Here is a 15,034-nt window from a genome sequence, read left to right on the forward strand (position 1 = left end):
GCCCGGCTCGCGTTGCAGCCAGCCGCACGGGCGGCTCAGCGCAGGTAGCCGGTGACCTCCTCGCGGTCGTGATAGAGCTGGCGCAGGTCGAGGCGGTGCGCCCGGGCGCCGAGCTCGGTGGCGATCAGCTCGCGGCAGCGCTGCACCTCGGCGTAGCGCTTCTTCATCGGCAGCTTGAGGTTGAAGATCGCCCGCCGGCAGTCGCCGCGCGCGAGCCACTGCGCCACCAGCCGGGCGATGCGCCCCGGCTGCTCGACCATGTCGCAGACCAGCCAGTCCACCGGCTGCGGCGGCCGGTAGCGGAAGCCGTCCTCGCGGCGGTGCTCGACCAGCCCGCTGGCGAGCAGTTCGTCGTCCATCGGGCCGTTGTCGATCGCCGCCACGCGCAGGCCGCGGCGCACCAGCTGCCAGGTCCAGCCGCCGGGCGCGGCGCCGAGGTCGACCGCGGCCATGCCGGGGCGCAGGTACTCGGCCTGCTCGGCGGGGCTCAGGAACACCTGCAGCGCCTCGTCGAGCTTGAGCGTGGAGCGGCTCGGCGCGCGCGCCGGGAACTTCAGCCGCGGGATGCCGAGCGGCCACTCGCTGCGCCGGCCGGGCCACGACAGCGCCGGCCACACCGCTGCCGAACTCAGGCAGAACAGGTGCAGGCGCGGCGCCTGCGCGCCGCCGCCGAGCAGCCGGGCGCGCCTGGCGCCGGCCTCGAAGGCGCGGCCGAACGGGCGGGTGAAGGCGGCGAGCGCCTTGGCCTCGTTGGTGTCGGCGGTCTCGACGTAGACGTCGGAGTAGGGGCCGCCGAGCGCGGCCGCGGCCGCCAGCAGCGGGCTCACGCGGTCGTCGACCGGCAGCTCGCGGACCAGTTCGCCGGCGACCAGGAGCTGGCGGGCGAACACCAGCGAGCGCAGCTCGATGCGGCGCACGAGTTCCTCGGCGCAGGCCTGGTACAGGTGCAGGCTCAGGTAGGCGCTGCCGGGCTTGGCCTTGACGAAGCCGGCGTGGCCGAGCGCCGCGGCGCGGTCCTGGATCTCCGCCGCGGCCTCGCCCTCGAAGCCGGCGCGGCAGTACAGCAGCAGCGTGTGTGCCGGCACGGCCTCAGCCCTCGCCGATGCGCAGCAGGCGCGCGCCGAGCAGGGTGACGAGTTCGTCGACGAACGCCGGTGCGAGCGGCGGCCAGTTCCAGAAGCTCAGGCCGAGGCAGCCGAAGCCGAGCGGCGGCTCGTGCTGCCACTGCGGCAGCGGCGCTTCGAGCAGGCACTGGGTGCAGGCGAGGCGCCCGGCGCCGCCTTCCACCAGCCACTGTTCCAGCGCGTCGAACCAGCGCGGGTCGCCCGCCGCGTGCAGCACGTGGCCGCAGTGCGGGCAGAAGGCCGCGCCGAGCTGGCCGCAGTCATAAACCATGCGCCCGCAGCGCAGCGCCACGCCGTTGAGCGACTGGCGGTGCAGGCGCGCGAGCGCGATGTCGTCGGCGCCGACGGCGCGCGCGCAGCGCGGCCCCGGCGCGTGGCCGAGGCCGTCGGGCACGCAGGCGCTCAGCTCGGCGGCGATGATGCCTTCGGCGAGCAGCCAGGCGCGCAGGCGCGCGGCAAGCGCGTCGACGTCGGCCGGCGGCACGTCGGCGGCCACGAGATGCTGGACGACGTTGTTCATCGGCGGCTCAGGCGCGCGCCGCGGCGCGCTTGTGGCGGATGAACTCGACCACGCCGGGCAGGATCGAGACGATGATGATGCCGATGATCACCAGCGAGAAATTCTCCTTCACCAGCGGCAGGTTGCCGAACAGGTAGCCGGCGTAGAGCAGCGAGCCGGTCCAGATCAGCGCGCCGATCACGTTGTAGGCGAGGAAGCGACGGTAGCTCATCGAGCCCGCGCCGGCGACGAAGGGCGCGAAGGTGCGCACGATCGGCACGAAGCGGGCGATGATGATGGTCTTGCCGCCGTGGCGCTCATAGAAGGCGTGGGTCTTCTCCAGGTAGGCGGTCTTCAGCACGCGCGCGTCGGGGCGGAACGCCTTGAGCCCGACGTACTGGCCGATGTGGTAGTTGACGCCGTCGCCGACGATCGCGGCGAGGGTCAGCACGACGAACAGCACGTGCACGTCGAGCGCGCCGACCGCGGCGAGCGAGCCGGCCGCGAACAGCAGCGAGTCGCCCGGCAGGAAGGGCGTCACCACCAGCCCGGTCTCGCAGAAGATGATGGCGATCAGGATCGCGTACATCCAGGTGCCGTACTGCAGCGCGAGCTCGGCGAGGTGCTTGTCGAGGTGCAGGACGATGTCGATGAGCGAGGTGAGGAGTTCCATGCGGCGGGGCATCCGGGCGGGTCGTCGAAGGCCGGCATTGTCCCACGATTCCCCGCCGGCACCACGGCCGTCGCACCGGCCGGTGTCGGTGCGGTCGCGGCGTGTGCCACGATCAGCGCACGCCGGGCGTGCCGGCGGCCGCGAGCGGGCCCTGCGCGATGCGCCCCTGGTTCGAGAAAGTCACCATCCCCGCCGGCCAGTCGTGGACGCTGTTCGACCGCCGCCTGCCGGCCTTCCCGTTCAACTGGCACTACCACCCCGAGTTCGAGCTGACGCTGACGCTGAACAGCATCGGCGAGCGCTTCGTCGGTGACCACGTCGCCCATTACGACGACGGCGACCTGGTGCTGGTCGGCCCCAACCTGCCCCACGCCTGGCAGTCGCGCGCCGCAGCGGTGCCCGGTGCGCCGCACCGCGCGCTGGTGGCGTGGTTCTCCGAGGACTGGGCGCGCGGGCTGACCGCGCCTTACCCCGAGTTCGCCGGCCTCGACGCGCTGCTCGTCGAGGCCGCGAGGGGGCTCAGCTTCTCGCCCGCGGTGAGCGCGGCGGTGCGCCCGCGGCTGCTCGCGCTGGTCGACGCGTCCGCGGCCGCGCGCTGGCTCGGGCTGGTCGAGATCCTGCTGCTGCTCGCCGCCGACCGCGAACGCCAGCCGCTCGCGCTGCACGGCTTCGCCGCCGGCGACGCGCGCGAGCGCGCCCGGCTGGAGCGCGTGCTCGCCCACCTGCACGCGCACTACGCCGGCCCGGTGCGGCTCGCGACCCTCGCCGGGCTCGCCGCGATGAGCGAAAGCCAGTTGCAGCGCTCGTTCAAGCGTTGCACGCGGATGACGGTGAGCGACTACCTCGCGCAGCTGCGCATCGGCTGCGCCTGCGCGCTGCTGCTGGAGAGCGAGCGCCCGGTCGCGGTGATCGCCGCGCAGGCCGGCTACACCCAGCCGGGCTACTTCGCGCGCCAGTTCCGCGCCCTCAAGGGCATGACCCCGCTGGAGTTCCGCCGGCGCTTCAGCGCGACGACCGACCACCGCTGACACCCGGGCCGTCGCGCGGCGGGAGCAGCGAAGGGGGTCATATCGGCTTTTAAATTCCCAAAAGTTTTATAAAGAATAAAAACCATTTCTTCAGGTTCTTAAAAGACGAGCTTATATCTCTCGCCACGCCGACGGCCCGCCGGGCACGCCGGTGACACCCGAAAGAGCAATCACGTGGCGAGGGAGGTTTGACGATGTCCGCTGTGGCAAGACGCAGTGCCGAAACCGACGGCGTGTCACCGGGTGCCGGGCCGGCACCGAACGAGGCGGTCGAGGCCATCCTGGCGGCGGCGCGCCGGCGTGCCGGGGAGAACGGCACGCCCTACGCGGGCAGCCTGACGCCGGCCGAGACCTGGCAGGCGTTCAGCAGTGGCGCGGCGCTGCTGGTCGACGTGCGCACCGCCGAGGAGCGCAGGTTCGTCGGCCAGGTGCCGGGCACGCGCCACGTGGCGTGGATGACCGGCACCTCGATGACCCGCAACCCGCGCTTCGTGCGTGAGCTGGAGGCGCTGGCGGGCAAGTCCGCGGTGCTGCTGCTCTTGTGCCGCAGCGGCAAGCGCTCGGCGGCCGCCGCCGAGGCGGCGACCAGGGCCGGGTTCAGCCAGGTGTTCAACGTGCTGGAAGGCTTCGAGGGCGACCTCGACGAGCGCCAGCAGCGCGGGCACCACAACGGCTGGCGCCGCCACGGCCTGCCGTGGACGCAGGACTGAGCCGATGGACGCGCGTTTCGAAGCGGACGCCGCCGCGGCGGCGTCCACGCCCCCGGCGCTGCCCGACGGCCGCCCGAACTGGCCGCTCGGCGAGGTCGTCGCCGGCCTGCGCGAGGCGCGCGCGGCGTGGCGCGCGAGCCAGCAGCGCGACCGCGAGTGCGGCGGGCGTGAGCTGCCCTCGCCGCAGGCCCTGCGCGAGATCGTCGCCGCGCTCGCCGGCCTGCTGTTCCCGATGCGGCTCGGCCCGCCCGAGCTGCGCCAGGAGAGCGAGGACTACTACGTCGGCAGCACGCTCGACCAGACGCTGACGGCGCTCTACGACCAGGTGCGGCTGGAGCTGCGCTACGTGGCGCGCCACCCGCACCCCGACGCCGCGGCGCTCGACTGCGTGCGCGCCTTCGCCGCGGCGCTGCCCGAGGTGCGCCGCCTGCTCGACTCCGACGTGCGCGCCGCCTTCGCCGGCGACCCGGCGGCACGCAGCGTCGACGAGGTGCTGCTGTGCTACCCCGGGGTGCTGGCGATGATCCACCACCGCCTGGCGCACCGCCTCTACGGCCTCGGCGTGACGCTGCTCGCGCGCATGGTCGCCGAGCAGGCGCACGCGGCGACCGGCATCGACATCCACCCCGGCGCCCGCATCGGCGCCGGCTTCTTCATCGACCACGGCACCGGCGTGGTGATCGGCGAGACCGCCGAGATCGGCGAGCGCGTGCGGCTCTACCAGGCCGTGACGCTCGGTGCCAAGCGCTTCGATACCGATGACGGCGGCGCGCTGCGCAAGGGCGAGCCGCGTCACCCGATCGTCGAGGACGAGGTCGTGATCTACGCCGGGGCCACCGTGCTCGGCCGGGTCACGATCGGCCGCGGCTCGACGATCGGCGGCAACGTCTGGCTGACGCGCAGCGTTCCGCCCGGCAGCCACGTCACCCAGGCGAGTTCCCGGCACGAAGTGCCCCAACCGGGTGCCGCGACCTAGCGTCCGCGGCCCCTTTCCCTACCGCTGCAACCTCACGGAGTCCTTCATGGCCGACCATCCCCAGGCCCTTGCGCTGGGCGACAATGCTGCACGCCAGCTCGCCAACGCCACCAAGACCGCCCCGCAGCTGTCGACGATCACGCCGCGCTGGCTCGTGCACCTGCTCGAATGGCTGCCGGTGGAGGCGGGCATCTACCGCCTCAACCAGGTCAAGAACCCGAGCGACGTCAGGGTCGCGTGCTCGCAGCGCGACGAGGCCGAGCTGCCGCAGATCTTCGTCGACTACGAGGACGCGCCGCGCGAGTACTTCCTGAACGCGGTGACGACCATCGTCGACGTCCACACCCGGGTGTCGGACCTCTACAGCAGCCCCTACGACCAGATCCGCGAGCAGCTGCGCCTCACCATCGAGACGATCAAGGAGCGGCAGGAAAACGAGCTGATCAACAACGCCGAGTACGGCCTGCTCGCCAACGTCGCCGAGTCGCAGCGCGTGTTCCCGCTCGGCGGCACGCCGACGCCCGACGACCTCGACGAGCTGATCACCAGGGTGTGGAAGGAGCCGGCGTTCTTCCTCGCCCACCCGCTGGCGATCGCCGCCTTCGGCCGCGAGTGCACGCGCCGCGGCGTGCCGCCGGCGACGGTGAGCCTGTTCGGCTCGCAGTTCATCACCTGGCGCGGGCTGCCGCTGATCCCGTCGGACAAGGTGCCGGTGGCCGACGGCAAGACCAAGATCCTGCTGCTGCGCGTCGGGCAGAAGCGTCAGGGCGTGGTCGGGCTGTTCCAGCCGGGGCTCGCCGGCGAGCAGAGCCCGGGGCTGTCGGTGCGCTTCATGGGGATCAACCGCAACGCGATCGCCTCGTACCTGATTTCGCTCTACTGCTCGCTCGCGGTGCACACCGACGACGCGCTGGCCGTGCTCGATGACGTGGAGATCGACAAGTACCATGAGTACAACCACAGCTATAAGTGAGGCCCTGGCCGGGCTCGGCGCGCCGCCGCCGGGCCTGCCCGACGAGGCCACGCTGGCGCGGCTCGCCAGCGCGCTGTTCGCCGAGCTGCCGGGCGGCGGTGCGGCGGCCAACGCGGCACCGCCCGCCGCGCCGCCGGCGCTCGACCGGGTGCCGGCGGTGGATGCGACAGCCGCGGCGCTGCCGACGGCGCCGGCGATCCCGGCGCTGCCGGCCGCACCCGAGCTGCCCGCCGTGCCGGCGCTCGGCGGGGGCGGCATCGCGCTGCCCGGCGTGCCGCCCGTCTACGCCACGGCGCTGCCGGCGGCGGCGGCGCCGACCGGCGGGCTGCCCACCGGCACGCTGCCGCCCGCCACGCCGCCCGCCGCTGCGCCGGCGCCGGCGAGCTCGCCGTACTACTTCCTCGCCGAGGCGGGGCCGCGTGCGCTGCCGGCCGCGCCGGTGGCCACGGTGCCGGAGCTGCCGCTGGCACCGCCGGGGATCGACCTGGCGGAGCTCGCGTCGCTCGCGCTGCGGCCCGGCGGCGCGCGCCCGCCGGCGCCGGCCGAGCCGCGCGTCGACGGCCGCTTCTACTTCGTCGACGCGGTGCCGGCGGGGGTGATCGCGCCGTCGGCGCACCCGCCCTTCGACGTGAACGGGGTGCGCCGCGACTTCCCGATCCTCGCCGAGCGCGTCAACGGCCGGCCGCTGATCTGGCTCGACAACGCCGCGACGACGCAGAAGCCGCAGGTGGTCATCGACCGCCTCGCCCACTTCTACGCGCACGAGAACTCCAACATCCACCGCGCCGCGCACGCGCTGGCGGCACGGGCCACCGACGCCTACGAGAAGGCGCGCCGCACGGTGGCGCGCTTCCTCGGCGCGGGTTCGGTGGACGAGATCGTGTTCGTGCGCGGGGCCACCGAGGCGATCAACCTGGTGGCGAAGAGCTGGGGCTGGCAGCACGTCGGCGAGGGTGACGAGATCGTCGTCTCGCAGCTGGAGCACCACGCCAACATCGTGCCCTGGCAGCAGCTCGCCGCCGCCAGGGGGGCGACGCTGCGGGTGATCCCGGTCGACGACAGCGGCCAGATCCTGCTCGGCGAGTACCGCCGCCTCTTGAACGGGCGCACGCGGCTGGTCGCGGTCACGCAGGTGTCGAACGCGCTCGGCACGATCACCCCGGTGGCGGAGATCGTCGAGCTCGCCCACCGCGCCGGCGCGCGCGTGCTGGTCGACGGCGCGCAGGCGGTGTCGCACCTGCGCGTCGACGTGAAGGCGCTGGACGCGGACTTCTACGTGTTCTCCGGGCACAAGGTGTTCGCGCCAACCGGCATCGGCGTGGTGTACGGCAAGGCCGAGGTGCTGGAGGACATGCCGCCCTGGCAGGGCGGCGGCAACATGATCCGCGACGTCACCTTCGAGCGCACGCTGTACCAGCCGCCGCCCGGGCGCTTCGAGGCCGGCACCGGCAACATCGCCGACGCGGTCGGGCTGGGCGCCGCGCTCGACTACCTCGAGCGCCTGGGGCTGGAGAACGTGGCGCGCTACGAGCACGAACTGCTCGAATACGCCACCGACGGCCTGCGCCGCGTGCCGGGGCTGCGCCTGATCGGCACCGCGCAGGACAAGACCAGCGTGCTGTCCTTCGTGCTCGACGGCTACCGGCCGGAGGAGGTGGGCAGCGAGCTCAACCGCGAGGGCATCGCGGTGCGCGCGGGGCACCACTGCGCGCAGCCGATCCTGCGCCGCTTCGGGCTGGAGGCGACGGTGCGACCCTCGCTCGCCTTCTACAACACCTGCGAGGAGGTCGACACGCTGCTGCGGGTGCTGCGCCGCCTGGCGCGCTGAGTGTCCGCGACCGCAGCCCGCCCCGTGCGGGCTGCGGCCTTCCTGGCTGCCGCCGGGGCGGGGTTTTATATCCATCAGCCAATAAACGGCGCACTTCATGCGAGGAGGCGCGGGAGCGGGCCTTGCATCCGCCGACCCCGACACCTTCGCGATCCGGTGCCGGTGCGCGCTTCGAGTGCCGCCTGGTGATCCGCACGCTCCTGCGCGGCGATCCGCGCATCCCCGCGTTCCGCCTTTCAGCCGACCGGGGAGTGACGCGGCATGCGTGGGAAAGCCGGGCGGCCGTGGGGGCCGCCCGGCGCGGGGAGCTCAGCGGCCCGGGGCGTAGATCTGGTCGAAGGTGCCGCCGTCGGCGAAGTGCTCGGCCTGCGCCTTGGCCCAGCCGCCGAAGTAGCTGTCGATGGTGACGAGCTTCAACTGGGTGAAGCGGTCGGCGTACTTCGCGGCGATCGCCGGCTGGCTCGGGCGGTAGAAGTGCTTGGCCGCGAGCTCCTGGCCGGCGTCGCTGTACAGGTACTCGAGGTAGGCCTGCGCCACGGCGCGCGTGCCGCGCTTGTCGACGACCTTGTCGACCACCGTCACCGGCGGTTCGGCGAGGATGCTGATCGACGGCACCACGATCTCGACCTTGTCGGGGCCGAGTTCCTTCAGCGCGAGGTAGGCCTCGTTCTCCCAGGCCAGCAGCACGTCGCCGATGCCGCGCTCGACGAAGGTCGTGGTCGCGCCGCGTGCGCCCGAGTCGAGCACCGGCACGTGCTTGAACAGCTTCTCGACGAAGGCGCGGGCCGATTCCGGCGTGCCGCCCGGCAGGCTCTGCGCGTAGGCCCAGGCCGCGAGGTAGTTCCAGCGCGCGCCGCCCGAGGTCTTGGGGTTCGGCGTGATCACCGCCACGTCGTTCTTGACCAGGTCGTTCCAGTCCTTGATGCCCTTGGGGTTGCCCTTGCGCACCAGGAACACGATGGTCGAGGTGTACGGCGAGGAGCGGTTGCCCAGGCGTTGCTGCCAGTCGGCGGCGATCAGCCCGGTCCTGGCGACGGCATCGATGTCGTAGGCCAGCGCCAGCGTGACGACGTCGGCCTCCAGCCCGTCGATCACCGAGCGCGCCTGCTTGCCGGAGCCGCCGTGCGACTGCTTCACGGTCACGGTGTCACCGGTCCTGGTCTTCCAGTAGTCGGCGAAGGCCTTGTTGTAATCGCTGTACAGCTCGCGGGTCGGGTCGTAGCTCACGTTGAGCAGCGACACGTCGGCGGCGAATACGGGGGCGGTCGGCATCACGGCGAGCGCACCTGCCAGGGCGGTGAGGGGCAGCCAGCGGCGCAGGAAAGCGGAAGGGGGCATTGCGGTCGTCTCCGATCGTTCGTCGATGGGCAGGCCGGGTGGCCATGGGCGGTACGTTAACGGAGGCCTTTTTATCCCTGAAAGTAATTTAATTTGATTGAATTATTTCTTAAGGTTATTTGTTATGGACGCTAGGCTGTGCATGTCCGTGATCCGACGCCAACCCTGGAGGGCCGCATGCCGCCGCGCCTACGCCATGAACACCCCGATCGCCGGCCGCCCGCGGCCCGGAGGGCGCCATGAGCGCCGACGATCCGGCCTTCCTGATCGTGCCCGGGCTCGGCGACTCGGGGCCGGGGCACTGGCAGAGCCTGTGGGCCGGGCGCGGTCCCGCGTTCCGGCGCCTGCACCAGCGCGACTGGAACGCGCCGGGCCCGGACTGGATCGCGGCGCTCGACGCCGAGCTGCGCCGCCGGCCGGTACCGACGGTGCTGGTCGCCCACAGCCTGGGCTGCACCACCGTCGCCGCCTGGGCGCAGGCGCATGACCCCGGTGACGTCGTCGGCGCGCTGCTGGTCGCCCCGCCCGACACCCCGCGCGTCGAGCGCCTCGGCGGCACGTCGCTCGCACCGCTGCCGTTCCCGAGCGTGGTCGTCGCCAGCAGCGACGACCCCTGCTGCCGGCTCGAACGCGCCCGCCAGTTCGCCCACCACTGGGGCGCGCGTTTCGTCGACCTCGGGCCGTGCGGGCACATCAACGTCGCCTCCGGCTTCGGTGCCTGGCCCGCCGGCGAGCGCCTGCTCGCTGGGCTCGTCCGGCGCGCGCGCCGGGTGCGGGAGCCCGCGCGGGCGCGCTGACGCCGCCTGCCGCGTTACGCCCGCGCCGCGGTGGCGGGGGGCGAGGGGCGGCCGCCATACTGGGGCGCCGGCGCCGGCGGCGCGACGCCGGGCGGGCCCGGCGGAGGTGCAGGCGATGGCGTACCAGCAGACGATCGGCGTGCGCCGCTACGGCTTCCCCGACCTGCGCACGCTGCTCGCGCGGGCGAGCCCCGAACGCTCGGGTGACCAGCTCGCCGGGCTCGCCGCCGCCTCGGCCGAGGAGCGCATGGCCGCGCGCCTCGCCCTCGCCGACGTCCCGCTCGCGCGCTTCCTCGACGAGGCGCTGATTCCCTACGAACGCGACGCCGTCACCCGGCTGATCGTCGACGGCCATGATCGCGCCGCCTTCGCGCCGGTGGCCGCGCTCACCGTCGGGGCGTTCCGCGACTGGCTGCTGCTGCCGTCGACCGACAGCGCGTGTCTCGCCGCGCTCGCCCCCGGCCTCACGCCGGAGATGGTGGCCGCGGTGAGCAAGCTGATGCGCAACCAGGACCTGATCCTGGTCGCGCGCAAGTGCCGCGTGGTCACCGCCTTCCGCACCACGCTCGGCCTGCCCGGCCGGCTGGCGGTGCGCCTGCAGCCCAACCACCCGAACGACGACGAGCGCGGCATCCTCGCCTCGACGCTCGACGGCCTGCTGTACGGCGCCGGCGATGCGGTGATCGGCGTCAACCCGGCGTCGGACAGCGTCGCCACGCAGGTGCGCCTGCTGGAGCGGCTCGACGCGCTGCGCACGCGCTTCGACATCCCGATGCAGAGCTGCGTGCTCGCGCACGTGACCGGCACGCTCGAAGCGATCCGCCTCGGCGCGCCGGTCGACCTGGTGTTCCAGTCGATCGCCGGCACCGAGGCCGCCAACGCGAGCTTCGGCGTCACGCTGGCGCTGCTCGACGAGGCGCACGCCGCCGCGCGCGCGCTCGGCCGCGGCACGGTCGGCGACAACCTGATGTACTTCGAGACCGGGCAGGGCAGCGCGCTGTCGGCCGACGCGCATCACGGCGTCGACCAGCAGACCTGCGAGGCGCGCGCCTACGCGGTGGCGCGGCGCTACCGGCCGCTGCTGGTCAACACCGTGGTCGGCTTCATCGGCCCCGAATACCTCTACGACGGCAAGCAGATCGTGCGCGCCGGGCTCGAGGACCACTGCTGCGGCAAGCTGCTCGGCGTGCCGATGGGCTGCGACATCTGCTACACCAACCACGCCGAGGCCGACCAGGACGACATGGACGTGCTGCTGACGCTGCTCGGCGCGGCGGGGGTGAACTTCATCATGGGCGTGCCGGGCGCCGACGACGTGATGCTGAACTACCAGAGCACCTCGTTCCACGACGCGCTGTACCTGCGCGAGCTGCTCGGCCTGAAGCGCGCCCCCGAGTTCGAGGCCTGGCTCGCGCGCATGGGCATCACCGATGCCGACGGCCACCTCGCCGCCCCGGCGGCGCAGGCGCGCCTCGCCGGGCGGCTCGCGCAGGTGCTCGGCTGATGGCCGCCGACGAGCCCGTGCCGGCCGGCGCCGACCCCTGGCTCGCGCTCGCCCGGCATACGCCGGCGCGGATCGCCCTCGGCCGCGTCGGCGCCAGCCTGCCCAGCGCCGAGGTGCTGCGCTTCGGCCTCGCCCACGCACAGGCGCGCGACGCGGTGCACCGGGCGCTCGACCTCGCCGCGTGCGCCGGGGCGCTCGCCGCCGCCACCGGCCTGCCGGCGCAGGTGGTGCAGTCGCAGGCGCCCGACCGCGCCACCTACCTGCGCCGGCCGGACCTCGGCCGCCGGCTGGCCCCGGCGCATGCGGCCACGCTGGCCATGGCGTCGCCACCGCCCGACCTCGCGGTGATCGTTGCCGACGGGCTCTCGGCGCTCGCGGTCGAGGCGCACGCGCTGCCCCTCCTCGTGCGGCTGCGCCGCGCACTGGCGGACCTCCACTGGGCGCCGCTGGTGGTGGCGGGGCAGGGTCGCGTCGCGCTCGGCGACGAGATCGGCGAACGCCTGGGTGCGCGGCTCGCGCTGATCCTGATCGGCGAGCGCCCGGGCCTGTCCTCGCCCGACAGCCTCGGTGCCTACCTGACCTACGCCCCGCGCCCCGGCCGCAGCGACGCCGAGCGCAACTGCGTCAGCAACATCCGCCCGGCGGGGCTCGACTACCCGCGCGCCGCGCACACCCTGGCCTGGCTGGTGCGCGAGGCGCTGCAGCGGCGGGTGACGGGGGTGGCATTGAAGGACGAGAGCGCGCTGCGGCTGCTGGACGGCGCCGCCGCGGCGCCGGATGCGGAAGCGGACTGACCCGCCGCCAGCGTCCCCCGGCCGCTGGCGGCGACGGCCGTGACCCGGCCGGCGCGCACGGACCCCCGACGATCCCGACGCCACGTTGCCCAACGGCGGCAGCCATCAGACGAGGAGGGGGCGCCATGCCTGCCAGTGCCACGGCCGGGAAGCTGCGCGCCGCTCGGGGTCGATCTGTACGGGCTCGCCTTCGGCGCGCTGCTGCGGGGCGCCTGAAGCGCGGCTCAGGCGGCGGGCGCGGTGGTGCGCAGGTAGCTCTCCACCGCGCCTTCGAGGTTCAGGAACATCCGCCCGCAGCCGAGGGTTTCGTACAGCGGCGAGCGCTGCACCACCTCCAGCACCGTCGGGTTGAGCGCCGCCAGCCACAGCGTGACGCCGTGGCGGCGCAGCCGCTCCTCGGCCTCGACCAGCATCTTCAGCGCGGTGTACTCGATGTCGATGACAGCGCTGCAGTCGAGCAGCAGCACCCGCGGCTGCGCCTGCTCGACCAGCGGCCAGATCCTGTCGCCGATGTGCTGCGCGTTGAGGAAGAACGCCCGCCCCTCGATGCGCACGATCAGCAGGCCCGGCCAGGTCTCGTCGTCCGCGTGCGCCGATGCGCGCGGCCGGAAGGCATCGGTGCCGCGCTTGCGACCCAGCGCGTACACCGGCGGGTCGAAGTTCTGGTGCGCGAGCGCGAGCAGCGAGACGATCACCGCCACCACGATGCCCTGGAGCGTGCCGAGCAGCACCACGCCGACGAACGCGACCAGCGCCCACTGGAACTCGATGCGCCGCACCTCGCGGATCTTGCGGAACTCGGCCGGCTCGATCAGCCCCACCGAGTAGGCCACCACCACCGCCGCCAGGGCCGCCTGCGGCATCAGGCTCATCACCGGCGCGAACACCAGCAGCGTCGCGATCGCCCCCGCGGCGGTGACCAGCTCCGCGAACTGCGTGTGCGCGCCGGCCTTGCGGTTGACCGCGGTCTGCGTGGTGCCACCACCGGCCGGCATGCCGCCGAACACCCCGCTCGCGAGGTTTGCCGCGCCGATCGCCAGCAGTTCCCGGTCGGGCTGCGGCCGCGGCTCGCCGGGAACGCCGAACGCCCGCGCCGCGGCGATGCTCTCGGTGAAGCTCATCAGCGCGATGCCGACCGCGCCCGGCCACAGCACCTCCAGCAGGTCGACGCGCGGCGGCACGAACGTGGGCAGGCCGCCGGGGATCGCACCGATCGTCGCCACGCCCGCCCGCTCCAGCCCGAGCAGCGCCGACGCGCCGATGCCGAGCGCCACCGCGAGCAGCGGCGCCGGCACGCGCGGCAGGTGGCGTTCCATCAGGTGGATCGCCAGCAGCAGGGTGGCCGACAACGCCAGCGTGGCGAGCGAAATCTGCGGAAAATGACCGGCAATCGCGAACAGGTCCCGGAAGAAGCCGGCCTTTTCGATGTGGATGCCCAGCAGCTTGGGGATCTGGTCGACGACGATGACCAGGCCGATGCCCGACTTGAATCCGGTCAGCACCGGCTCCGAGATGAAGTTGGCGATGAAGCCCAGCCGCAGCAGCGCGGCGAGCGCCAGCATCGCCCCCACCAGCACCGCGAGCGTCGCACCCGCCGTCAGCAGCCCGGCGGGATCGCCGCCCGGCACCGCCTCGCCGAGCGCCGCCGCCGCGAGGATGGCGAGCGTCGTGGTGGTGCTGACGCTGAGCGGGCGCGAGGTACCGAGCAGCGCATAGACGATCATCGGCACGAACACGGTGTACAGCCCGACCTGCACCGGCAGGCCGGCGATCGTCGCGTAGGCCATCGCCTTCGGGATCACCACCGCCGCCGAGGTCAGCCCGGCGATCAGGTCCGGCTGCAGCCACTCGCGGCGGTAGCGGCGCAGCCAGTCGAGGTTCGCCAGCATTTCAGCCTCCGAGTGCGATCGCCAGGCCGACCAGCACGATCCCCGTCACCATCAGCGCGAGCCCGGTGCGCCAGGGGCTGAGTGCGGTGTAGCCGGCCCAGTGGTAACCGGTCACGAACAGCAGCCCGATCAGCACCAGGTTGGACACCCGCAGCGCGACGGTGGCGTCGTCGAACACCAGGAAGGGCAGGGCGGCGGGGAGGCTCGCGAAGAACACCAGCCAGAAGCTCGCGATCGCGCCGAAGAAATCGTCGCGGGTCACGGTCACCGGTTTCGGCGGTGAGGCACGGACGTGGTCCGCCATGCGCCGGTAGAGCGCGTCGCGCTCGGCCGCCTCGGTCGCCGCGCCGAGCAACTCGTCGAACTCGCGCGCCAGGTAGACGGCCGCGGCCTGCTGGTCCGGCGCGGCGCGAATCTGCTGCCCGATCCGCGCCAGCCGCCCGCGCTCGAAGATCTGGCCGCCGATGTAGAGCGTGCCGTCGATGATGCCCCAGGCGACGTTGCAGCCGACGGTCGCGATCAGCATCTCGCGCATCGCATCGGCGCCATCCTGCACCAGCAGGCCGGCACCGAGCGTGAAGGTCAGCGTCATGATCAGCCCGAACAGGACCTCCGCCAGGCTCTCGCCCGGCTCCAGGTACTTCTGCGCGAAGGACATCGACAGACTGCGCAACATCGCACGAACTCCCGCCGCACCGCCCCGGCCGGGACGACGCCGTTACCCGACGAACCCCGCGATGCCACCCGCACCGCAACATCACGCCCGAAAGACACCACCGGGCCGATCATCGAAGTGTAAGAGTCCCTTGCCAAAGCATGAATCCGCGCTCCCTCGGGGAAGGCATGAAATCCTCTCTTTCTGATGGAGGGCATGAAATCCCATCTTGCCCGCCTACCTCGT

14 protein-coding genes are annotated in these 15,034 nt (G+C 73.0%); 8 read left to right on the forward strand and 6 right to left on the reverse strand.

The window, feature by feature from the left end:
* Positions 1-35: 35 nt before the first annotated feature.
* Genes rlmM through EV699_RS12565 form a run of 3 tightly spaced genes read right to left on the reverse strand, consistent with a single transcriptional unit; the run spans position 36 to position 2,296 of the window.
* Positions 36-1,085 (reverse strand): 23S rRNA (cytidine(2498)-2'-O)-methyltransferase RlmM, encoded by a 1,050-nt coding sequence (gene rlmM, locus EV699_RS12555; protein ID WP_132543219.1) that lies wholly within the window; start codon positions 1,083-1,085, stop codon positions 36-38.
* Between the two features lie 4 nt (positions 1,086-1,089).
* Positions 1,090-1,644: a hypothetical protein gene (locus tag EV699_RS12560; RefSeq protein ID WP_132543221.1), complete on the reverse strand. Its 555-nt coding sequence runs from the start codon at positions 1,642-1,644 to the stop codon at positions 1,090-1,092.
* A 7-nt stretch (positions 1,645-1,651) separates the two neighbouring features.
* Positions 1,652-2,296: a DedA family protein gene (locus EV699_RS12565; RefSeq protein WP_132543223.1), complete on the reverse strand. Its 645-nt coding sequence runs from the start codon at positions 2,294-2,296 to the stop codon at positions 1,652-1,654.
* 101 nt (positions 2,297-2,397) lie between these two features.
* Between EV699_RS12565 and EV699_RS12570 the strand changes: the two genes are divergently transcribed.
* The 5 genes from EV699_RS12570 to EV699_RS12590 all read left to right on the forward strand — a co-directional run bounded on the left by EV699_RS12570 (position 2,398) and on the right by EV699_RS12590 (position 7,811).
* Positions 2,398-3,324, forward strand: coding sequence for a helix-turn-helix domain-containing protein (locus EV699_RS12570; protein ID WP_341540224.1), 927 nt, complete (start codon positions 2,398-2,400; stop codon positions 3,322-3,324).
* 194 nt (positions 3,325-3,518) lie between these two features.
* The gene (locus EV699_RS12575) at positions 3,519-4,034 is read left to right on the forward strand and encodes a rhodanese-like domain-containing protein (protein ID WP_132543225.1); all 516 of its coding nucleotides are present in this window, start codon (positions 3,519-3,521) and stop codon (positions 4,032-4,034) included.
* 4 nt (positions 4,035-4,038) lie between these two features.
* Positions 4,039-5,010 (forward strand): serine O-acetyltransferase EpsC, encoded by a 972-nt coding sequence (epsC, locus tag EV699_RS12580; protein ID WP_132543227.1) that lies wholly within the window; start codon positions 4,039-4,041, stop codon positions 5,008-5,010.
* A 46-nt stretch (positions 5,011-5,056) separates the two neighbouring features.
* Complete coding sequence (locus tag EV699_RS12585; protein ID WP_132543229.1) at positions 5,057-5,983, forward strand: family 2A encapsulin nanocompartment shell protein; 927 nt, start codon at positions 5,057-5,059, stop codon at positions 5,981-5,983.
* A complete protein-coding gene (locus tag EV699_RS12590) occupies positions 5,958-7,811 on the forward strand; it encodes a family 2A encapsulin nanocompartment cargo protein cysteine desulfurase (protein ID WP_207923012.1) in 1,854 nt (617 codons plus the stop codon). Before EV699_RS12585 ends, EV699_RS12590 begins: the two co-directional genes overlap by 26 nt.
* A 309-nt stretch (positions 7,812-8,120) precedes the next feature.
* Here EV699_RS12590 and EV699_RS12595 read toward each other — a convergent pair whose 3' ends face one another.
* Positions 8,121-9,149, reverse strand: coding sequence for a sulfate ABC transporter substrate-binding protein (locus EV699_RS12595; protein WP_424450033.1), 1,029 nt, complete (start codon positions 9,147-9,149; stop codon positions 8,121-8,123).
* Between the two features lie 239 nt (positions 9,150-9,388).
* Between EV699_RS12595 and EV699_RS12600 the strand changes: the two genes are divergently transcribed.
* The 3 genes from EV699_RS12600 to eutC all read left to right on the forward strand — a co-directional run bounded on the left by EV699_RS12600 (position 9,389) and on the right by eutC (position 12,244).
* A complete protein-coding gene (locus EV699_RS12600; RefSeq protein WP_132543231.1) occupies positions 9,389-9,946 on the forward strand; it encodes an RBBP9/YdeN family alpha/beta hydrolase in 558 nt (185 codons plus the stop codon).
* 115 nt (positions 9,947-10,061) lie between these two features.
* Positions 10,062-11,450 (forward strand): ethanolamine ammonia-lyase subunit EutB, encoded by a 1,389-nt coding sequence (locus EV699_RS12605; protein WP_132543233.1) that lies wholly within the window; start codon positions 10,062-10,064, stop codon positions 11,448-11,450.
* On the forward strand, positions 11,450-12,244 hold the full coding sequence (eutC, locus tag EV699_RS12610; protein ID WP_132543235.1) for an ethanolamine ammonia-lyase subunit EutC: 795 nt from the start codon (positions 11,450-11,452) through the stop codon (positions 12,242-12,244). The genes EV699_RS12605 and eutC overlap by 1 nt, the downstream gene beginning before the upstream one ends.
* 224 nt (positions 12,245-12,468) lie before the next feature.
* Here eutC and EV699_RS12615 read toward each other — a convergent pair whose 3' ends face one another.
* Entirely contained in the window at positions 12,469-14,133 is a 1,665-nt protein-coding gene (locus EV699_RS12615) for a SulP family inorganic anion transporter (RefSeq protein WP_132543237.1), read from the reverse strand.
* Position 14,134: 1 nt separating this feature from the next.
* The gene (locus EV699_RS12620; protein WP_132543239.1) at positions 14,135-14,809 is read right to left on the reverse strand and encodes a VIT1/CCC1 transporter family protein; all 675 of its coding nucleotides are present in this window, start codon (positions 14,807-14,809) and stop codon (positions 14,135-14,137) included.
* Between the last annotated feature and the right edge of the window lie 225 nt (positions 14,810-15,034).

The organism is Plasticicumulans lactativorans (assembly GCF_004341245.1).
In the GTDB taxonomy this organism is placed as follows: Bacteria; Pseudomonadota; Gammaproteobacteria; order Competibacterales; family Competibacteraceae; genus Plasticicumulans_A; species Plasticicumulans_A lactativorans.